Below are 20,209 nucleotides of genomic sequence, written 5' to 3'. Positions count from 1 at the left end.
CAAAGCGCGCTTATCCCACCTTCCATCCACATTGTTAATTTAAGGAATGCGTGTGTTAGTTATTTTGGGTTATCTCGTGGTGTTGGGGGCGGTTTTTGGGGGGTACATGATGGTGGGGGGCCACCTCGGTGCGCTTTATCAACCGTCGGAGTTCTTGATCATCGGTGGCGCGGGCATCGGCGCTTTTATCGTCGGTAACAACGGTAAAGCGATAAAATCCACCCTGCGCGCTCTTCCCAAACTGATGCGCCGTTCGAAGTACAGCAAGGATCTGTACATGGATCTGATGGCGTTGCTGTATCGCCTGCTGGCCAAATCCCGTCAGCAGGGCATGCTGTCCCTCGAGTTCGATATCGATAACCCGAAGGAAAGTGAAATTTTCTCTAATTATCCCCGTATCCTTGCCGATAACACCCTGGTGGAATTTATTACCGATTACTTACGGCTGATGGTGAGCGGCAACATGAATGCGTTTGAGATTGAAGCGCTGATGGATGAAGAGATCGAAACCTTCGAACAGGAAAGCGAAGTGCCGGCCGGCAGCCTGGCGATGGTCGGCGACTCGTTGCCGGCGTTCGGCATTGTGGCGGCGGTCATGGGCGTGGTGCATGCGCTGGCTTCGGCCGATCGCCCGGCGGCCGAGTTGGGGGCGCTTATCGCCAACGCGATGGTCGGCACCTTCCTCGGCATTTTGCTGGCCTACGGTTTCATCTCGCCGCTGGCGACCTTGCTGCGCCAGAAAAGTGCGGAAAACGTCAAAATGATGCAATGCATCAAGGTGACGCTGCTGTCGAGCCTGAACGGTTATGCCCCGCAGATTGCGGTCGAATTCGGCCGTAAAACGTTGTACACCACCGAGCGTCCGTCCTTCGTTGAGCTGGAAGAACACGTGCGCCGGGTGAAAGCGCCGGCGCAGCAGGCGACGGAAGAAGAACAGGCATGAAGCAGAATCACCCGGTTGTTCTGGTCAGGAAACGCAAATCGCATCAGGCGGCGCACCACGGTGGCTCCTGGAAGATTGCTTATGCTGACTTTATGACCGCCATGATGGCGTTCTTCCTGGTGATGTGGTTGTTGGCGATCGCCAGCCCGCAGGAGCTGACGCAAATCGCCGAATATTTTCGCACGCCGTTGAAGGTGGCGCTGACCACCGGCGACAAGAGCAGTTCGGAGAGCAGCCCGATCCCGGGCGGCGGGGATGACCCCACTCAGCAGAGTGGGTTGGTGAAAAAACAGATCGATACGCTGGAGAAGCGCGACGAGGAACTGCGCCTCAACAAGCTGCGGGAAAAGCTGGATGAGCTGATTGAGTCCGACCCGCGCCTGAAAGCGCTGCGCCCGCATCTGCTGATCAACATGATGGATGAAGGATTACGCATTCAGATCATCGATAGCCAGAACCGGCCGATGTTCAAAACCGGCAGCGCGCAGGTGGAAAGCTACATGCGCGACATCCTGCGGGCGATTGCGCCGATCCTGAATGACCTGCCGAATAAAATCAGCCTGTCAGGCCATACCGATGATATTCCCTATGCCACCGGCGAGCGCGGCTACAGCAACTGGGAGTTGTCGGCCGATCGTGCCAACGCCTCGCGGCGCGAGCTGATCGCCGGTGGGCTGTCAGAGGGCAAAGTGTTGCGGGTGGTGGGTATGGCCGCGACCATGAGCCTGAAACAGCACGGCGCCGATGATGCCATCAACCGCCGCATCACCGTGCTGGTGCTGAACAAGCAAACCCAGCAGGGCATTGAACACGAAAACGCCGAAAGCAACGCGATGGGCGTCGCCAGACCGGTGGACCTGAAGCCTTTGGCGCCGTCGGCGACGGCCCCGGCCACCCTTATCACTCCGGAGCAGCCGGTGGCTGTCCCTTCACCGACTAACAGCGACTCACAGCAGAGGTGACCCCGTGAGCATGGATATTAGCGCTTTTTATCAGACCTTTTTTGATGAAGCAGATGAGTTGCTGGCCGACATGGAGCAACACCTGCTGGAGCTGGATCCGCTGGCCCCGGACATTGAACCGCTGAACGCCATTTTCCGCGCAGCGCACTCGATCAAGGGCGGTGCGGCGACCTTCGGCTTCTCGGTGCTGCAGGAAACCACCCACTTGCTGGAGAACCTGCTGGACGGTGCGCGGCGTCAGGAGATGAGCCTGAGCACTGAAATTATCAACCTGTTTCTGGAAACCAAAGACATTATGCAGGAGCAACTGGACGCCTATAAAACGTCGCAAAAGCCAGACGCCGACAGCTTTGAATACATCTGTCAGGCGTTGCGGCAGCTTGCGCTGGACGCACAGCAGCAGGATGCTCCCGCTGCGCTTGCGTTGACGGAGCCTGCCGCCGCCGCACCTTCGGCGATAGAGGGCGGGATGCGGGTTTGCCTGAGTGGCCTGAAGCCGAACGAAATCCCGCTGATGCTCGAAGAGTTGGGCAACCTGGGCGAGGTGAAAAATCCGCAGCAGACCGAAAGCAGCCTGGAAGTGACGCTGCTGACCTCCGCCAGCGAAGAGGATATCAGCGCGGTGTTGTGTTTCGTGCTGGAGCCGGAGCAAATCAGCTTCGCCAGGCCGCCGCAGGCCGAGTTGACGCCGAAGCTGCCACAGCCAGCCGTTCAGGCTACAGAGCCGGCGGCAGCCAAACCGGCGCCTGTGGTTGCCGAAGCGCCGAAGCCGCGCGCCAAGGCCAGCGAGTCGACCAGCATCCGCGTGGCGGTGGAGAAAGTCGACCAATTGATTAACCTGGTGGGGGAACTGGTGATCACCCAGTCGATGCTGGCGCAGCGCTCCGGCAGCCTGGATCCGGTCAACCACGGCGACCTGCTCAACAGCATGAGCCAACTGGAGCGTAACGCGCGCGATCTGCAAGAGTCGGTGATGTCGATCCGCATGATGCCGATGGAATACGTGTTTAGCCGCTTCCCGCGCCTGGTGCGCGATCTGGCCGGCAAGCTGAACAAGCAGGTGGAGCTGCAGTTGCAGGGCAGTTCTACCGAGTTGGACAAGAGCCTGATCGAACGCATTATCGATCCCCTGACGCACCTGGTGCGCAACAGCCTGGATCACGGTATTGAAGACCCGGCCACGCGCGTGGCTGCCGGTAAACCGGCGGTGGGTAATTTAGTCCTGTCGGCGGAACATCAGGGCGGCAATATCTGCATTGAGGTGACCGACGACGGCGCCGGGTTGAATCGGGCAAAAATTCTCGCCAAGGCCGCGTCGCAGGGGTTGGCGGTCAGCGACAGCATGAGCGATGAAGAGGTCGGCATGCTGATCTTCGCACCGGGTTTTTCCACCGCAGAGCAGGTGACCGACGTGTCCGGCCGCGGTGTCGGCATGGACGTGGTGAAGCGAAATATTCAGGAAATGGGTGGGCACGTAGAAATCCATTCGCAGGCAGGCAAGGGCACCGCCATCCGCATTTTGCTGCCGTTGACGCTGGCGATCCTCGACGGCATGTCGGTCAAGGTGAACGATGAAGTGTTTATCCTGCCGCTCAACGCGGTGATGGAATCGTTGCAGCCGCAGGCCGAAGACCTGCATCCGTTGGCCGGTGGCGAGCGGGTGTTGCAGGTGCGGGGCGAATATCTGCCGTTGGTGGAACTGTTCCGGGTGTTCGAGGTGGCCGGCGCCAAAACCGACGCCACCCAGGGCATTGTGGTGATCCTGCAAAGCGCCGGCCGCCGCTATGCGTTGCTGGTGGATCAGCTGATCGGCCAGCATCAGGTGGTGGTGAAGAACCTGGAAAGCAACTATCGCAAAGTGCCGGGGATTTCCGCCGCGACCATTCTGGGCGACGGCAGCGTGGCGTTGATTGTCGATGTGTCGGCGCTGCAAACGCTGAACCGCGAACAACGACTGACGGACGCGGCCGCATAATAATTAATCGATTGGTGTAGAGGTGAATGATATGGCAGGACTGGCAACCGTCAGCAAACTGGCTGGCGAAACGGTAGGGCAGGAGTTCCTGATTTTTACCTTGGGCAATGAGGAATATGGCATCGATATCCTCAAGGTGCAGGAGATCCGCGGATACGATCAGGTTACGCGCATTGCCAATACGCCGGCCTTTATCAAGGGCGTCACCAACCTGCGTGGCGTGATTGTGCCGATTATCGATCTGCGGGTGAAATTTGCCCAGCAGGACGTGTCCTACGATGAAAACACCGTGGTGATCGTGCTGAACTTTGGCCTGCGGGTGGTGGGGATTGTGGTTGACGGCGTATCCGACGTCCTGTCGCTGACTACCGAACAGATCCGCCCGGCGCCGGAGTTCGCCGTGACGCTGGCGACGGAATACCTGACCGGCCTGGGGTCGCTGGGCGATCGCATGCTGATTCTGGTGGATATCGAAAAGCTGCTGAGCAGCGAAGAGATGTCGCTGGTCGACAGCGTGGCGAAAAGCGCCTGATTTACGATGAGATGGGCGCAGCATGCGGCAATGGATCTCCGCCGTATGCTGCGCCCAAAACCCCACCCAAAACCCCACCCAAAAATAGTTACCTCCTCGCATAAAGTTCTGCCCCGCCGCGCCGATAACTTTGTCAATCGACAGACTCCGGGCCTGTCCTCATGGGCTTTCAACAAGGGAAAACATGTTTAATCGTATGAAGGTGGTCACCAGCCTGTTGCTGGTGCTGGTATTATTTGGCGCCTTGCAGCTGGTTTCGGGCGGGCTCTTTTTCTCCTCACTGAAGAATGACAAAGAAAACTTCACCGTATTGCAGACCATTCGCCAGCAGCAGTCCGAGCTGAACGAAAGCTGGGTTAACCTGCTGCAAACCCGCAACACGCTGAACCGTGCGGGTATCCGCTACATGATGGACGCCAATAAAATTGGCAGCGGCGCCAGCGTCAACGATCTGCTGGGTTCCGCCAAGAGCATGCTGACGGTGGCGGAGCAACATTACGCCGCCTATGAAAAAATTCCTCTCGCACCTCGTCAGGACGAACAGTCGGCCGAAAAGTTGAAGCAGCAATACGCCATTTTTCACGGCGCGCTCTCCGAACTGATCCAACTGTTGGGCGAAGGCAAAATCAACGCTTTCTTTGACCAGCCGACGCAAGGTTACCAGGACGGGTTCGAAAACATCTACAACACCTACCTGGCGCAAAACGACAAGCTCTACCAAAGCGCGGTGGAAGACAGCAACAGCTCATTCAGCTTCGCCGTCTGGACGTTGGTCGTGGTGTTGGTCGTGGTGCTGGCGGTTATCGTATTGGTGTGGAGCGGCATTCACCACATTCTGGTACGCCCGCTGAACCGCATGATCGAGCACATCAAAATGATCGCCGCCGGCGATCTGACCCAACCTATCGCCGTGACCAGCCGCAATGAAATGGGCGTGCTGGCCGCCAGCCTCAAACACATGCAGAGCGAACTGATCGAGACCGTCAGCGGCGTGCGTCAGGGGGCCGATGCCATCTACAGCGGCGCCTCCGAAATTGCCGCCGGCAATAACGATCTCTCTTCGCGTACCGAGCAGCAAGCTGCCTCGCTGGAAGAGACTGCCGCCAGCATGGAGCAGTTGACCGCCACGGTGAAACAGAACGCCGAAAACGCCCGTCAGGCCAGCCAACTGGCGCTGAGCGCCTCCGAAACCGCGCAGAAGGGCGGCAAAGTGGTGGCCAACGTGGTGCAGACCATGCACGACATTGCCGGCAGTTCGCAGAAAATTGCCGACATTACCGGCGTGATTGACGGCATTGCTTTCCAGACCAACATCCTGGCGCTGAATGCGGCGGTAGAAGCGGCGCGCGCCGGCGAGCAGGGCCGTGGCTTTGCCGTCGTAGCGGGTGAAGTGCGTAACCTGGCCCAGCGCAGCGCGCAGGCCGCGAAGGAAATCAAGGGCCTGATCGAAGACTCCGTCAGCCGCGTAGATATGGGCTCGGTGCTGGTGGAAAGCGCCGGCGAGACCATGGGCGACATCGTCAACGCGGTCACCCGCGTCACCGACATCATGGGGGAAATCGCCTCGGCGTCCGACGAACAGAGCCGCGGTATCGATCAGGTCGGCCAGGCAGTGGCGGAAATGGACCGCGTCACCCAGCAGAACGCCTCGTTGGTGGAGGAATCCGCGTCTGCGGCGGCGGCATTGGAAGAGCAAGCCAGCATGCTGACCCAGTCGGTGGCGGTATTCCGACTGAAAGCGGAAGGCCAGGACGAATTCAAAATGCCGGCCGGTAAAGCGACCGTTGCCCCGGTACTCAATCATAAGAAAACGAACGCCAGCGATCTGCAGGATAACTGGGAAACGTTCTAACCGGCATTGGGCCTCCTCGTCCGTTCCGGAGGAGGCTTATTCCCCGTCGTAAGCTGGCCGTCGGCCGGCTGCAAGGAGGTTCACAGTGTTTAACCGAATCCGCGTCTCTACCAGTCTGTTTCTGTTGTTGATGACTTTTTGTGTTATGCAGTTGGCCACCAGCGGCTTGTCGTACACCGCTTTCCGTTCCGATCACCACAATCTCAATCTGATCACGCTCGGCAGCCAGCAGCGCGATGCCCTCAGCCTGAGCTGGGTCTCATTGTTGCAGGCCCGCAATACGCTGAACCGCGCCGGCACCCGTTCGGCGCTCAAGCTGCCGCAAGAGCAGGTGAATGCGTTGATGGGCAATGCGCGCAGCTCATTGCAGAAAGCCGATCTCTATTTCAACCAGTTCCTGGCGGTACCGCGCAACAGCGAGCAGGAGCAGCAACTGACCGAAACGACCCAGGCCAGCTATAACCGGCTGCGCAACGCGCTGCGTGAACTGATTGGCTTCCTGGAGAACAACAATCTGCAGGCGTTTATGGACCAGCCGACGCAGAAAACCCAGGATCTGTTTGAGGCCGATTTTGTCCAGTATCTGCAACTGGTGAATGCCAATGTCGATGCGGCCAACGCCGCCAATCAGCAATCCTTCACCTTGTCGGGCTGGCTGGTGGGCGGTGCGGTGCTGATGCTTATCCTGGTGACCGGCAGCGCCCTGTGGTGGCTGCGCAATATGCTGGTGCAACCGCTGAATATCATGCGCCGCCATTTTGACCGCATCGCCGCCGGCGATTTGGCTACGCCGATCCAGGTTTATGGCCGCAATGAAATCAGCCAGCTGTTCGCCAGTCTTCAGCACATGCAGCGTTCGTTGATTGGCACCGTCGGCGCAGTGCGCGATGGCGCAGAATCCATCCTGATTGGTCTGCAGGAAATCTCCGAGGGCAACAACGATCTCTCTTCGCGCACCGAGCAACAGGCCGCTTCGCTGGAGGAAACCGCCGCCAGCATGGAGCAGTTGACCGCCACGGTGAAGCAGAATGCCGACAACGCGCGCCAGGCCTCGCAACTGGCGCGTGATGCCTCTGCCACGGCAGCCAAGGGCGGCGAAATGGCCGGCGACGTGGTGACCACCATGCAGGACATTGCCAGCAGTTCGCAGAAAATCGGCGCAATCACCAGCGTGATCGACGGCATTGCCTTCCAAACCAACATCCTGGCGCTGAACGCGGCGGTGGAAGCGGCGCGCGCCGGCGAACAGGGGCGAGGTTTTGCGGTGGTGGCCGGTGAAGTGCGCAATCTGGCGAGCCGCAGCGCGCAGGCGGCGAAAGAAATCAAAGGGTTGATCGACGAATCGGTCAGCCGCGTGAAACAGGGTTCGGTGCTGGTGGAAAACTCCGGCGCCACCATGCAAGACATCGTGCGTTCGGTCACCCGGGTTACCGACATCATGGGCGAAATCGCTTCGGCGTCCGACGAACAGAGCCGCGGCATCGAGCAGGTCACGCAGGCGGTGACCCAAATGGATCAAGTGACCCAGCAGAACGCCGCGCTGGTGGAGGAAGCCGCTTCGGCGGCGGCCGCACTGGAAGATCAGGCGATAACCCTGGCCGACGCAGTATCGGTATTCCGCCTGGCGGACGATAACTTCACCGCGCCGGGCAACAATAAAGACGCAGTCTCACCCGTGGTAAAGGAAGCCTCAGATTGTCAAACCGCATAAGCAGCACGTTTTTTATGAGTGATAGGGTATGAAACAGGCGCCGTCGACCTCTAACCGGGAGCCGGGATCCATGCTGGCGCAGATGGCCCAGCGCCTGCCGCTGTTGGACGTGCATTTTCGGCGTATCAGCCAACTGATTTACCAGCGCGCCGGCATTGTGCTGGCGGAGCACAAACGCGAGATGGTCTACAACCGCCTGGTACGCCGTCTGCGGTTGCTGGGGCTGAACGACTTCGGCGATTACCTGGCGCTGCTGGAAAGCGATCCGAACAGCGCCGAATGGCAGGCGTTTATCAATGCGCTGACCACCAACCTGACGGCATTTTTCCGCGAAGCGCACCACTTCCCGATCCTGGCGGAGCATGCGCGCCAGCGGCCCAACGGTTATTGCGTGTGGAGTACGGCGGCATCGACCGGGGAAGAGCCGTATTCGATCGCCATCACGCTGAACGAAGTGCTGGGGCAACGCGCCAGCGGCTGCCAGGTATGGGCCAGCGATATCGATACCCAGGTGCTGGAAAAGGCCGAAGCGGGCGTTTACCGCCACGAGGATCTGCGCACCCTGACGCCGGCGCAGATGCAGCGCTATTTTCTGCGCGGCACCGGTCCGCATCAGGGGCTGGTGCGGGTACGGCCGGAGTTGGCGGCGCGGGTGAATTTCCAGTCGCTCAACCTGCTGGCGCCGGAATGGGCGCTGCCGGGGCAGTTTGACGCCATTTTTTGCCGCAACGTGATGATCTATTTCGACAAGGCGACGCAGGAACGCATCCTGCGCCGCTTCGTGCCCTTGCTTAAACCGGGGGGCCTGATGTTTGCCGGTCACTCCGAGAATTTCAGCCAGATCAGCCGGGATTTCTACTTGCGTGGGCAGACCGTGTATGGCCTGACCAAGGAGAGGTAATGAGTAAAATCAGAGTATTGAGCGTAGACGATTCGGCCCTGATGCGGCAGCTGATGACCGAAATTGTGAACAGCCATCCCGATATGGAGATGGTGGCGACCGCGCCGGATCCGCTGGTGGCGCGCGACATGATCAAGAAGTTTAATCCGCAGGTGCTGACGCTGGACGTCGAAATGCCGCGCATGGATGGCCTCGATTTCCTTGAAAAACTGATGCGCTTGCGGCCGATGCCGGTGGTGATGGTGTCGTCGTTGACCGGTAAAGGGTCGGAAATTACGCTGCGCGCGCTGGAGTTGGGGGCGATTGATTTCGTCACCAAACCGCAGCTTGGCATCCGCGAAGGCATGCTGGCTTACAGCGAACTGATTGCCGAGAAAATCCGTACGGCGGCCAAGGCGCGGCTGCCGCAACGTTCCAGCAGCCCGGTGCCGGCGATCCTGAACCATACGCCGTTGCTGAGCAGCGAAAAGCTGATCGCCATCGGCGCCTCCACCGGCGGTACCGAAGCGATCCGTCAGGTGCTGCAACCGCTGCCGGCTACCAGCCCGGCGCTGTTGATCACCCAGCATATGCCGCCGGGTTTTACCCGATCGTTTGCCGAACGGTTGAACAAGCTGTGCCAGATCACGGTGAAAGAAGCCGAGGACGGGGAGCGCGTGCTGCCGGGCCATGCCTATATCGCGCCGGGCGATCGCCATCTGGAACTGTCGCGCAGCGGCGCCAACTATCAGGTGAAGCTGAATGACGGCCCACCGGTCAATCGCCATCGGCCTTCGGTGGATGTGCTGTTCCGTTCTGTCGCGCAGTACGCCGGGCGCAATGCGGTGGGCGTGATCCTGACCGGCATGGGCAATGACGGGGCGGCGGGCATGCTGGAAATGCACCGCGCCGGCGCTTATACCCTGGCGCAGAACGAGGCCAGTTGCGTGGTGTTCGGCATGCCGCGCGAGGCTATCGCCACCGGCGGGGTGAACGAGGTGGTGGAGCTGGATCGCATGAGCCAACGCATGCTGGCGCAAATTGCCGGTGGGCAGGCGCTACGTATTTGATTTTATGCCCTTAATGATAGGGATCATGGTTAACAGCTGTCGCGAGACGAGTTGTTGTTTGGAAGAGCTTTACCCTATGGATTTCAAGTTGCAGCCAGGCGCCCAGCTCACTCATCCCCAGGAGCTTACTTAAGTAAGTGACTGGGGTGAGTGCAGGTAACAACGCTGCGGCTTGAAAGACGACGGGTATGGATAGTTAGCACCTTGGGAGTGAACATGGCAGATAAGAACCTTAGATTTCTGGTGGTGGACGATTTCTCCACTATGCGTCGCATCGTCAGAAATTTGCTGAAAGAGTTGGGCTTCAACAATGTTGAAGAGGCTGAGGACGGTGCGGACGCCCTGAACAAACTGCGCGCCGGCGGTTTCGATTTCGTGGTGTCTGACTGGAACATGCCGAACATGGACGGTCTCGAACTGTTGCAGACCATCCGCGCCGACGGCGCATTGGCGGCCATGCCGGTGCTGATGGTGACGGCGGAAGCCAAGAAAGAAAACATTATCGCGGCGGCGCAGGCCGGCGCCAGCGGTTACGTGGTGAAACCTTTTACGGCGGCGACGCTGGAAGAAAAGCTCAATAAGATCTTTGAAAAACTGGGCATGTAAGGAGAGGGTGATGAGAGACATTCCAATGCCTGCCAGCGATGCGGCGACCGCGGGAGAGATCATCTCCCGCATTGGTCAACTGACGCGCATGTTGCGCGACAGCATGCGTGAATTGGGGCTCGATCAGGCGATCGCCCAGGCGGCAGAGGCAATCCCGGATGCACGCGATCGGCTTGATTATGTGGTCACCATGACCGCGCAGGCGGCGGAACGGGCGTTAAACTGCGTGGAGGCGGCGCAGCCTCGCCAGGCGGAGCTGGAGTCAGAGGCCAAAGCCCTCAAAGGCCGCTGGGACGACTGGTTTGCCGATCCTATTGAGCTGGACGATGCGCGTGAGTTAGTTACCGACACCCGCCGGTATCTGGAACAGGTGCCGGAGCATACGGCGTTTACCAACGCCCAGTTGCTGGAAATCATGATGGCGCAGGATTTCCAGGATCTGACCGGTCAGGTGATCAAACGCATGATGGACGTGGTGCAGGAGATCGAAAAGCAGCTGCTGATGGTGCTGATGGAGAATATCCCAGAACAGCCGGCGAAGGAGAAAAAGCCGAACGACAGCCTGCTCAACGGCCCGCAGCTCGATCAAAACGGCGCCGGCGTAATCGCCAATCAGGCGCAGGTGGATGACCTGCTCGACAGCCTCGGTTTCTGATCAGGATTGGGCACGGCGCAGGTCGTGCCCCGAACTGCGCAACGACTCGCACAACTCAAAGTATATAGCATTGCTATATACGGCGTGGTGGTTATAATTTAAGCCACACACAGAGGAGAGTCGCCATGACATTAGGTTCTGTATTTACCAATAATCGCACCCAGGCGGTGCGTTTACCTGCTGAAGTCCGCTTTCCCGATTCCGTTTCGAAAGTCTCGGTGCGGGTGGTCGGTAAAGAGCGCATTCTTTCTCCGGTAGAAAATACCTGGGACAGTTTTTTCTGTGCGGAAAATGAGGTGAGCGACGATTTCCTCAATGAACGTGCCGGGCAGCATCAGAGCGAGCGGGAAGATTTTTGATGTTCAGCCATATGCTGGATACCAATATTGTGATTTACGTGATCAAGCGTCGGCCGCTGGAAGTGCTGGAGGCGTTCAATCGCTATGCCGGAAAAATGGTCATTTCGTCGATCACCTATGGCGAATTGGTTCACGGGGTGGAGAAAAGTTCGCGCCCGGCGGTGAATGCCAGAGTGGTTGAGGATTTTGTCTCACGATTGGACATTCTCGATTACGGTGCCAAAGCGGCATCGCATTACGGTAACATCCGGGCTGCACTGGAACGCCAGGGAACGCCGATTGGCGTAAACGATTTGCATATCGCCGGTCATGCGCGCAGCGAAGGTTTGATTCTTGTTAGCAATAACATGCGTGAATTTGAACCTGTCGAAGGCCTGCGTCTCGAGAATTGGTTGTAAATCTTACCCTCCGGGTATTACCCATCCCCCAAATAACCCGTCTTTTCCCCCGTTGTTCCATCAATGAAATCAGCATTTTTTTGGCATGCTGGCCGCAATTTTATTCCCCCCCGGCACAGGAAGCGCGCCCGTGGCTGAAGACAGCGATCTGGAAAAAAGCGAAGCCCCCACGGCCCACCGGGTGGAAAAGGCGCGCGAGGATGGCCAGATCCCGCGTTCGCGTGAGCTGACGTCGGTGCTGATGCTGATTGCGGGTCTGTCGATCATCTGGGTTGCCGGCGGCAACATGGCGCAGCAGCTGGCGGCGATGCTGACCCAGGGGCTGAATTTCGATCACGCCATGGTCAGCAACGACAAACAGATGCTGCGCCAGTTGGGCATGTTGCTGCGGCAGGCGGTGTGGGCGCTGCTGCCGATCATGGCGGGACTGGTGTTGGTGGCGATCACCGCGCCGATGTTGTTGGGTGGCCTGTTGTTAAGCGGCAAATCGCTCAAGTTCGATGTAAAACGCATGAACCCGCTGTCGGGGCTGAAACGAATATTTTCCAGCCAGGTGCTGGCGGAGCTGCTGAAGGGTATTTTGAAGGCGACGCTGGTGGGGTGGATCACCGGGTTGTATCTGTGGCACCACTGGGCGGAGATGCTGCATCTGGTGACGCAACAGCCGCTCGATGCGATCGGCAATGCGCTGCGCATGATCATTTTCTGCGGCCTGCTGGTGGTGCTCGGGCTGACGCCGATGGTGGCGTTCGATGTGTTCTACCAGCTGTGGAGCCATTTTAAAAAGCTGAAAATGACCAAGCAGGACATTCGCGACGAGTTCAAGGATCAGGAGGGCGATCCGCACGTTAAAGGCCGCATCCGCCAGCAGCAGCGCGCCATTGCCCGACGCCGCATGATGGCCGACGTGCCGAAAGCCGACGTGATAGTCACCAACCCGACGCATTACGCCGTGGCGTTGCAGTATAACGACCAAAAAATGAGTGCGCCTAAAGTGCTGGCCAAAGGCGCCGGCGAAATTGCGCTGCGCATTCGCGAACTGGGCGCGGAACACCGCATTCCGATGCTGGAAGCACCGCCGCTGGCGCGTGCGCTGTATCGGCACAGCGAGATTGGACAACACATCCCGGCCACCCTGTATGCCGCCGTGGCCGAAGTTCTGGCCTGGGTTTACCAACTGCGACGCTGGCGGCGCGAAGGCGGCCTGATCCCGAAAAAACCCGAACGTTTACCGGTGCCGGATGCACTGGATTTTGCTGGAGAGAGTAACTCTAATGGCTAATTTAGCCGCCTTGCTTCGTTTGCCGGGCAGTTTTAAAGAGACGCAGTGGCAGGTATTGGCCGGCCCGATCCTGATCCTGATGATCCTGTCGATGATGGTGCTGCCGTTGCCGTCATTTATCCTCGATCTGTTGTTCACCTTCAATATCGCCTTATCGATCATGGTATTGCTGGTCGCGATGTTTACCCAGCGCACGCTGGAATTCGCCGCCTTCCCCACTATATTGCTGTTCTCGACCCTGTTGCGTCTGTCGCTCAACGTGGCGTCGACGCGCATCATCCTGATGGAAGGGCATACCGGCTCCGCCGCCGCCGGCCGCGTGGTGGAGGCCTTCGGCCACTTCCTGGTCGGCGGCAACTTCGCCATCGGCATCGTGGTGTTTATCATCCTGGTGCTGATCAACTTTATGGTCATCACCAAGGGTGCCGGGCGTATCGCCGAAGTGGGCGCGCGCTTTGTGCTGGACGGCATGCCCGGCAAGCAGATGGCGATCGACGCCGATCTCAACGCCGGTCTGATCGGTGAAGAAGAAGCGAAAAAACGCCGTTCCGAAGTCACGCAAGAGGCCGACTTCTACGGCTCGATGGACGGCGCCAGCAAGTTCGTGCGCGGCGATGCGGTCGCCGGGCTGATGATCATGATATTGAACGTGGTTGGCGGTCTGCTGGTCGGGGTGATCCAGCACGGTATGGAACTGGGAACGGCGGCGGAAACTTACACCCTGCTGACTATCGGTGACGGCCTGGTGGCGCAGATACCGGCACTGGTGATTTCGACTGCCGCCGGCGTTATCGTGACCCGTGTGGCGACCGATCAGGACGTGGGCGAACAGATGGTCGGCCAACTGTTCAACAACCCGCGCGTGATGTTGCTCAGCGCCGCGGTGCTCGGCCTGTTGGGCCTGGTGCCGGGAATGCCGAACCTGGTGTTCCTGCTGTTTACCGCGGCCCTGTTGGGGCTGGCCTGGTGGCTGCGTGGGCGCGATCGACAAGCGCCGAAGGTGCCGGAGGCGCCATTGGCACAGGATAATCCGCAGGCGGCAGAAGCCAGTTGGTCAGACGTACAGCTGGAAGATCCGCTGGGCATGGAGGTGGGCTACCGGCTGATCCCGATGGTGGATTTCCAGCAGAACGGCGAACTGCTCGGGCGTATCCGCAGCATCCGCAAAAAATTCGCCCAGGAGATGGGTTACCTGCCGCCGGTAGTGCATATTCGCGATAACCTCGAGTTGCCGCCCGCCAGCTACCGCATCCTGATGAAGGGGGTAGAAATCGGCAGCGGCGAAGCGCAACCGGGGCGCTGGTTGGCGATTAATCCCGGCAACGCGGTGGGTGAGTTGGCGGGGGATAAAACCGTCGATCCGGCCTTTGGGCTGGAAGCGGTATGGATTGACAGTGCGCTGCGTGAACAGGCGCAGATCCAGGGCTTTACCGTGGTGGAAGCCAGCACCGTGGTGGCGACCCATCTCAATCATTTGATTGGCCAGTTTGCCAGCGAGCTGTTTGGTCGGCAGGAGACCCAGCAGTTGCTGGATCGGGTAGCGCAGGATATGCCGAAATTGACCGAAGATTTCGTGCCGGGCGTGGTGTCGCTGACCACCTTGCATAAGGTATTGCAGAACCTGCTGGCGGAAAGGGTCTCGATCCGCGATATGCGCACCATTATTGAAACGCTGGCGGAGCATGCGCCGTCACAAACCGATCCCTATGAGTTGACCACCGTGGTGCGGGTTGCGCTGGGGAGGGCGATCACCCAGCAATGGTTCCCGGGCAACGGCGAAATTCAGGTCATTGGTCTGGACACCCAGCTTGAGCGCTTGTTGTTACAGGCGTTGCAGGGCGGTGGCGGGTTGGAGCCGGGGCTGGCGGATCGTCTGCTGGATCAGGCCAAACAGGCGCTACAACGACAAGAAATGCTCAGCGCGCCGCCGGTGTTGTTGGTGAACCATGCGTTGCGGGCGTTGTTGGCGCGCTTCCTGCGCCGCAGCCTGCCGCAGATGGTGGTGCTGTCTAATCTGGAAATCAACGACGACCGCCAAATCCGCATGACGTCGACCATCGGAGCCGCATAATGAAACACTGTTTGCCGTTGCTCTGCCTGTTGGCGCCGCCTGGCGCACAGGCGGTGTCGGGCTCCTGGGTCGCCGACGGCGTTGGCGCCACGCTGGAATATGGCGGTGTACGCGGCGAATCGCCTGGTCTGCGCACGCCTTACGCATTGCCGGATCCGGGTGCGCGCATCACCAGCGTCAGTTGGCGCTACCGCTTGCTGGCCGCCGAACCTACCGGGTTGCAAGTGCAGCTCTGCACGCTGACCCGCTGTATTGCATTGGGCGGCGGCAGTGGCAGCAGCAACGGGTTGAACGGGGAACCGGCCAATGCCGAATTGCGCTTTGTCTATTACGTGCAGGCACGCGGCGGGCTGAATCCGCCGCTGCGGGTGATTGGCAATCAGGTGATTGTGAATTACCAGTGATCCGGTATCGGGGAAAAGGGCGGGTACAGCCTAAATAGCTGCGCCGAACAGCACTGCAGCTGGGGTCATGCAGAACGTCGGCAGGCCGTGAACCCGTCCTTGGTGGCTCGTATCTCAAGCGCGATTAAATGCCGCTATTTAGGCCAGAATCGCCAACCCGTTGCGATCGACCAGCGAAAGCAGTTTCATCGCGGCGGAGTTGGGCCGCGCTTCGCCGCGCTCCCACTTTTGTACCGCCTTTTTGCTGACGTTCAGATGCAATGCAAACACCGGCTGGCTGACGTTCTCGCGCTCGCGCAGGGCGCGAATATCGGCTGGGGTGTACTCCTTCACCGGGTGCAGGCACAGCATGTCGAAAGTGCGCATAGTGACATCATCGACAAACCCTGACTTGTACAGCCCCTGCACTTCCTGGTGGATCTCAGCAAGAATTTTGCTCATAGGTTAGCCTCTTCAATTCCTTGTTGTTGACCAACTGATAAAGCCTGAAAGGGGAGTAATCCAGGTAGAGTGCCGCCAGATGTCGTAAACCCGCCAGCTCTTCACCCGTAATATTCTCCCTTTCATTTTTGGCGAAGCCGCGCATGAAAAACAGCCGTTCTTCGTCCCGAAAGGCGATCAATACGCGATACCCCCCACGTTTGCCGCCACCCGTCCGGGCGATCCGTTTTTTATAAACGCAACCGCCCAGGTTAGCTTCATACAATTGATTCTGCATTTCCTGTGCGGCTTTTATCACCGTGGCGTCGCTAATGCGCTCACGAGTGGCAAATGCCTGAAACGTTTTGGTGAGGTAAATATCCGTCATCCACTCTCCCTGTGGAATCTATCCCCTTAACGGGTATAGATCAAGTGATTTAAAAACCAGCACAGGGTGGGGGAAGACAAGAGAGAATGAAACGTGGCATGAAACAACATGCGCAGTATTACGCAAATAAAAACCGATAATCAGGGAGGGGAGAGGTAGAAGTGCGAGCCGTCTCGCAGTGGGAAAATCTACGCCCGACCAGGCCGAAGGGTCGGACGTATTGCCATTGATTAAACGCCGATTTTACGCCCCAGCAGGCTGCCGCTGCGCGACTGACCATCCGGGCCATAAAGCGATTTGTTGTTCTTGCCGAGGATCGCCAGCGCCTGGGCGTTATGGTCAATCTGCTGATTGAGCAACAGGCCGTTATGCTGATTTTTCTCGCGCAACTTTTGGCTGAGCAACTGTACTTGTTGCCAGGCGTCGGCCAGACGCGGGTGAGCGGAATAGGGGGCCTGTTGCCCTTGCGCGCGCTCCAGCCCCGGCCGTTGCTGTTCCAGGTAGTTCACCGTAGCCAACAGCTGGCTTTTGACGTCGGTGACCCGCTGCAACGCCACGCCCGGCAATTGGCCGGAGCAGAGCAAATGATGTTCTTCCGTCAGCACCCTGTCGAGTGCATTCAGGGTTTCCAGCAAATTATCCAGCAGCTGTGGCAGATTTTCCATTGCGATTCGTCACCTTTCAGAGTGTCCCTTGATCTTTCACGCCGCAACCTTGTGGGCAATGCAGGCCAGATTGCATCACAGGATTATGCCTTCGGCGGCCGGCTGCCGTTTGACAGCCATTGGGCATCGCTCTGCGCGTCTTGCAGCAGCGCATCGGCAATTTTGCCGGCATCCATTTTCAATTCGCCGCTGCGGATCGCCTGCTTGATAGCATCCACCCGGTTCATATCAATATCCTGAGTGCCCGGTTGCATCAGGCGTGCTTGCGCGTCGCTCAATTTTACCTGGGTGCCGCTGACGGCGCTTTCCGCCTGAGCGGCCTTGCGCGGCTGAAGCTGATTTTCTGCCGGTGTTTCACGCGGCTGCACCGTTGTCACGGGCTGCAGCCGCTGGGTGCGATCGATACTCATGGTCAATCTCCATCGATGCCGCTGCCGCACGGGCAATGGCTGATATTTTTTGCGGCCCTGGCGGCCAGGTAATTACTGCTTATGTTTTTATTATCGGCAGGTTTTTATAAACCTTTATACCCGTCATTCTTGAAGCTGCATCTTTGTAGGCTGCATCCTCTCACCCCAGTCACATAGTTTGCTATGTTCCTGGGGACTCAAGGATTTGCCGCCGCGATGCAACGCCAATTATTTTGGGTATCCTTTTTATAATCCGATGCGAATCGTACCCTCATCATCGGCAATACCGCTGACGATTTGCCCGGAAGCCATGCGTACGCGGACGCTGTCCTGGGCGGCGGCGTTGTTCATGGCTTTGCCTGTGCCGCTGATGTTAAACCCGGTACCTTGTGCCGTCACCTGCACCGGCTGACCGGCCTTGATCACCCAGGCGCGGCGCAGCATGGCGAAGGTCAGGGGCTGGCCGGGGCTGACATTGCGCAGGCTGACCGCACCGATCGCCTTGCCTGCGTCGGTAAGCGTGCGCGGTGCCAGGGTATCGAGCCGGCCGCTTTTCAGCTTCACGTCAGCTGCCGTCAGCCGGGTGCCGGCGCTGATGCCGCGCGCCGACACCAGGTAGTTGCCGATCACCTGAACCTGCGTTTGTATAAAACGCCGATCCTGGTCGCAGCGCGCCGAAATGCTGATATTGCCCCAGCGGCGGGCATTCGGCGCGAGCGACAGCTGCGGAAACTCGCACTGTGGCCATTGGGCCGCCGGCGTACGCACCAACACCTTGACCTGCACCGGGCTGCCGCTGAACTGGCTGCTGATGAAGCTGTCGATCTGCGCCGCCAGATCCTCGGCGCGTGCGTTCAGGCTGCACAGCAGAGCGGCCAACAGCAGCATTTTACCTTTCATCTTCGCTTCCTCAAGCGCCATCGGGTGCGGGTAAGTTTACCCGGACGGCGCGCAGGCTAAGCAGACAAATAGCGACGCATTTTGCCCTTATTCCCACGATAGGCTGGCGGAGGGGGCGTTTATGCTGTCGGCTCCAAATTTTAACCTCGCGGAGGGAGCATGATCGACAAACTGGACGCTGCTCTGCGCTTTGGTCAAGAGGCGCTGAATCTACGCGCCCAGCGGCAGGAAATTTTGGCCGCTAACATCGCCAACGCAGACACACCGGGCTATCAGGCGCGGGATATCGATTTCGCCGGCCAGTTGAACAAGGTGCTGGCGCAGGGCCGCGCCAGCGGCAGCGGCATCGCGCTGAACATGACGTCTGCGCGCCACATTCCCGCGCAAAACATGCAGCCGCCGCAGCTCGATTTGCTGTTTCGCGTGCCGGATCAGCCAGCGATGGACGGCAATACGGTAGACATGGATCGCGAACGCACCAACTTCGCCGATAACAGCCTGAAGTATCAGACCGACCTGACGCTGATCAACGGTCAGATCAAAGGGATGATGTCAGTGTTACAACAAGGATAAGGCGCATGTCGCTACTGAATATTTTCGATATCTCCGGCTCGGCGTTGTCCGCCCAGTCGCAGCGCATGAACGTCAGCGCCAGCAACATGGCGAATGCCGACAGCGTCACCGGCCCGGACGGCGAACCTTACCGCGCCAGGCAGGTGGTATTTGAAGTGGCCGCTGCCGCCGGGCAACCCACCGGCGGGGTGCGCGTATCGCAGGTGGTCGAGGATCCGGCACCGGAACGCCTGGTGTATCAACCGGGTAACCCGCTGGCGGACGGCAAAGGGTATGTGCGCATGCCGAACGTGGATGTGGTGAGCGAGATGGTCAATACCATTTCCGCTTCCCGCAGCTATCAGGCCAACGTCGAGGTGCTCAACACCACCAAGTCGATGATGATGAAAACCCTGACGCTGGGTCAGTAACCGGAGCTTTGCATGGCCATTGCCGCAACCACCAATGAATCGCTGGATAACACCGTCACCGGCGTCAACGCCAAAAACAACACCGGCCAGGATCTGCAGAACAACTTTCTGACGCTGCTGGTGGCGCAGTTGAAAAACCAGGATCCGACCAACCCGATGCAGAACAATGAACTGACCACCCAGTTGGCGCAGATCAACACCGTTCAGGGCATCGAAAAGCTCAATACCACGCTGGGGTCGATCTCCGGCCAGATCAACAGCAACCAGTCGTTGCAGGCCACTGCGCTGATCGGTCACGGCGTGATGGTGCCCGGCAGCAACATTCTGGTCGGCAGCAAAGACGGCAAGGTCAGCACCACGCCGTTTGGCCTTGAGCTGGAGCGCGCCGCCGACACGGTCACCGCCACCATCAGCGACGCCACCGGCAAAGCGGTGCGCACCATTGACATCGGCGGCCTGACCGCCGGCGTGCACTCATTTACCTGGGACGGCTCACTGACAGACGGCACCACCGCCCCCGACGGCGCCTACACCGTGGCGATCAACGCCAAGGGCAATGGCGAACAGCTGGTGGCGCGCAGCCTGCACTTCGGCATGGTCAATGGCGTTATCCGCGGTTCGGACGGCGCGAAGCTGGATCTGGGCCTGGTTGGCAGCGCCACGCTGGAGGACGTTCGTCAGATCCTTTAATTCGATTTTTTATTTCACTCATTGGGCGTTATCGGACGATAGCCTGCGCATTA

The 20,209-nt window shown here is 59.0% G+C and carries 23 protein-coding genes; 18 read left to right on the top strand and 5 right to left on the bottom strand.

The annotated features are described in order from the left end of the window. Positions 1-52 precede the first annotated feature (52 nt). From motA to JK621_RS13760, 15 genes are all read left to right on the top strand, one after another. Positions 53-943, top strand: a complete 891-nt coding sequence (gene motA, locus JK621_RS13830) for a flagellar motor stator protein MotA (protein WP_212556495.1) — start codon at positions 53-55, stop codon at positions 941-943. Next, positions 940-1,905, top strand: coding sequence for a flagellar motor protein MotB (gene motB / locus JK621_RS13825; protein ID WP_212556494.1), 966 nt, complete (start codon positions 940-942; stop codon positions 1,903-1,905). Before motA ends, motB begins: the two co-directional genes overlap by 4 nt. A 4-nt stretch (positions 1,906-1,909) precedes the next feature. Next, positions 1,910-3,880, top strand: a complete 1,971-nt coding sequence (gene cheA, locus JK621_RS13820) for a chemotaxis protein CheA (protein ID WP_212556493.1) — start codon at positions 1,910-1,912, stop codon at positions 3,878-3,880. A 31-nt stretch (positions 3,881-3,911) separates the two neighbouring features. After that, entirely contained in the window at positions 3,912-4,412 is a 501-nt protein-coding gene (cheW, locus tag JK621_RS13815; protein WP_004946138.1) for a chemotaxis protein CheW, read from the top strand. A 184-nt stretch (positions 4,413-4,596) separates the two neighbouring features. Further along, on the top strand, positions 4,597-6,264 hold the full coding sequence (gene tsr, locus JK621_RS13810) for a methyl-accepting chemotaxis protein (protein WP_212556492.1): 1,668 nt from the start codon (positions 4,597-4,599) through the stop codon (positions 6,262-6,264). A gap of 85 nt (positions 6,265-6,349) precedes the next feature. Beyond that, positions 6,350-7,975, top strand: a complete 1,626-nt coding sequence (locus tag JK621_RS13805; protein ID WP_212556491.1) for a methyl-accepting chemotaxis protein — start codon at positions 6,350-6,352, stop codon at positions 7,973-7,975. A 28-nt stretch (positions 7,976-8,003) separates the two neighbouring features. Then, on the top strand, positions 8,004-8,876 hold the full coding sequence (gene cheR / locus JK621_RS13800) for a protein-glutamate O-methyltransferase CheR (protein ID WP_212556490.1): 873 nt from the start codon (positions 8,004-8,006) through the stop codon (positions 8,874-8,876). Further along, positions 8,876-9,925 (top strand): protein-glutamate methylesterase/protein-glutamine glutaminase, encoded by a 1,050-nt coding sequence (locus JK621_RS13795; protein WP_212556489.1) that lies wholly within the window; start codon positions 8,876-8,878, stop codon positions 9,923-9,925. The genes cheR and JK621_RS13795 overlap by 1 nt, the downstream gene beginning before the upstream one ends. A gap of 216 nt (positions 9,926-10,141) precedes the next feature. Further along, complete coding sequence (gene cheY, locus JK621_RS13790; RefSeq protein WP_006326141.1) at positions 10,142-10,531, top strand: chemotaxis response regulator CheY; 390 nt, start codon at positions 10,142-10,144, stop codon at positions 10,529-10,531. A gap of 10 nt (positions 10,532-10,541) precedes the next feature. Further along, positions 10,542-11,186 (top strand): protein phosphatase CheZ, encoded by a 645-nt coding sequence (gene cheZ / locus JK621_RS13785; RefSeq protein ID WP_212556488.1) that lies wholly within the window; start codon positions 10,542-10,544, stop codon positions 11,184-11,186. Positions 11,187-11,311: 125 nt separating this feature from the next. Continuing rightward, the gene (gene vapB, locus JK621_RS13780) at positions 11,312-11,545 is read left to right on the top strand and encodes a type II toxin-antitoxin system VapB family antitoxin (RefSeq protein WP_212556487.1); all 234 of its coding nucleotides are present in this window, start codon (positions 11,312-11,314) and stop codon (positions 11,543-11,545) included. Further along, the gene (vapC, locus tag JK621_RS13775; RefSeq protein ID WP_212556486.1) at positions 11,545-11,943 is read left to right on the top strand and encodes a type II toxin-antitoxin system tRNA(fMet)-specific endonuclease VapC; all 399 of its coding nucleotides are present in this window, start codon (positions 11,545-11,547) and stop codon (positions 11,941-11,943) included. Before vapB ends, vapC begins: the two co-directional genes overlap by 1 nt. 130 nt (positions 11,944-12,073) lie before the next feature. Then, entirely contained in the window at positions 12,074-13,225 is a 1,152-nt protein-coding gene (gene flhB, locus JK621_RS13770; RefSeq protein ID WP_212556485.1) for a flagellar biosynthesis protein FlhB, read from the top strand. Continuing rightward, positions 13,218-15,296, top strand: coding sequence for a flagellar biosynthesis protein FlhA (flhA, locus tag JK621_RS13765; RefSeq protein WP_212556484.1), 2,079 nt, complete (start codon positions 13,218-13,220; stop codon positions 15,294-15,296). Before flhB ends, flhA begins: the two co-directional genes overlap by 8 nt. After that, positions 15,296-15,700, top strand: a complete 405-nt coding sequence (locus JK621_RS13760; RefSeq protein WP_212556483.1) for a flagellar protein FlhE — start codon at positions 15,296-15,298, stop codon at positions 15,698-15,700. The genes flhA and JK621_RS13760 overlap by 1 nt, the downstream gene beginning before the upstream one ends. A 138-nt stretch (positions 15,701-15,838) precedes the next feature. On the opposite strand, the gene JK621_RS13755 is transcribed toward JK621_RS13760, so the two are convergent. The 5 genes from JK621_RS13755 to flgA all read right to left on the bottom strand — a co-directional run bounded on the left by JK621_RS13755 (position 15,839) and on the right by flgA (position 18,483). Then, on the bottom strand, positions 15,839-16,141 hold the full coding sequence (locus JK621_RS13755) for a helix-turn-helix domain-containing protein (protein WP_212556482.1): 303 nt from the start codon (positions 16,139-16,141) through the stop codon (positions 15,839-15,841). Next, positions 16,122-16,508 carry a type II toxin-antitoxin system RelE/ParE family toxin gene (locus tag JK621_RS13750; RefSeq protein ID WP_212556481.1) on the bottom strand — a complete coding sequence of 129 codons (387 nt, stop codon included), beginning with the start codon at positions 16,506-16,508 and terminating at the stop codon, positions 16,122-16,124. Before JK621_RS13750 ends, JK621_RS13755 begins: the two co-directional genes overlap by 20 nt. A 230-nt stretch (positions 16,509-16,738) precedes the next feature. Next, entirely contained in the window at positions 16,739-17,173 is a 435-nt protein-coding gene (locus JK621_RS13745; RefSeq protein WP_212556480.1) for a flagella synthesis protein FlgN, read from the bottom strand. Positions 17,174-17,256: 83 nt separating this feature from the next. Further along, positions 17,257-17,583 carry a flagellar biosynthesis anti-sigma factor FlgM gene (gene flgM / locus JK621_RS13740; protein WP_212556479.1) on the bottom strand — a complete coding sequence of 109 codons (327 nt, stop codon included), beginning with the start codon at positions 17,581-17,583 and terminating at the stop codon, positions 17,257-17,259. Positions 17,584-17,829: 246 nt separating this feature from the next. After that, positions 17,830-18,483 (bottom strand): flagellar basal body P-ring formation chaperone FlgA, encoded by a 654-nt coding sequence (gene flgA / locus JK621_RS13735; RefSeq protein ID WP_212556478.1) that lies wholly within the window; start codon positions 18,481-18,483, stop codon positions 17,830-17,832. A gap of 159 nt (positions 18,484-18,642) precedes the next feature. Here flgA and flgB point away from each other — a divergent pair, with 159 nt between their 5' ends. From flgB to flgD, 3 genes are read left to right on the top strand one after another with little or no spacing between them, the layout of a single operon-like run. After that, a complete protein-coding gene (flgB, locus tag JK621_RS13730) occupies positions 18,643-19,056 on the top strand; it encodes a flagellar basal body rod protein FlgB (protein ID WP_006326134.1) in 414 nt (137 codons plus the stop codon). Between the two features lie 5 nt (positions 19,057-19,061). Beyond that, positions 19,062-19,466 carry a flagellar basal body rod protein FlgC gene (flgC, locus tag JK621_RS13725; protein ID WP_212556477.1) on the top strand — a complete coding sequence of 135 codons (405 nt, stop codon included), beginning with the start codon at positions 19,062-19,064 and terminating at the stop codon, positions 19,464-19,466. Between the two features lie 12 nt (positions 19,467-19,478). Then, the gene (gene flgD / locus JK621_RS13720; protein WP_212556476.1) at positions 19,479-20,156 is read left to right on the top strand and encodes a flagellar hook assembly protein FlgD; all 678 of its coding nucleotides are present in this window, start codon (positions 19,479-19,481) and stop codon (positions 20,154-20,156) included. Positions 20,157-20,209: the final 53 nt, after the last annotated feature.

This window comes from Serratia plymuthica (genome assembly GCF_018336935.1).
Lineage (GTDB): Bacteria > Pseudomonadota > Gammaproteobacteria > Enterobacterales > Enterobacteriaceae > Serratia > Serratia plymuthica_B.
Note: the sequence above shows the minus strand (reverse complement) of the source record. Positions and strands in the feature narration are given on the sequence as shown.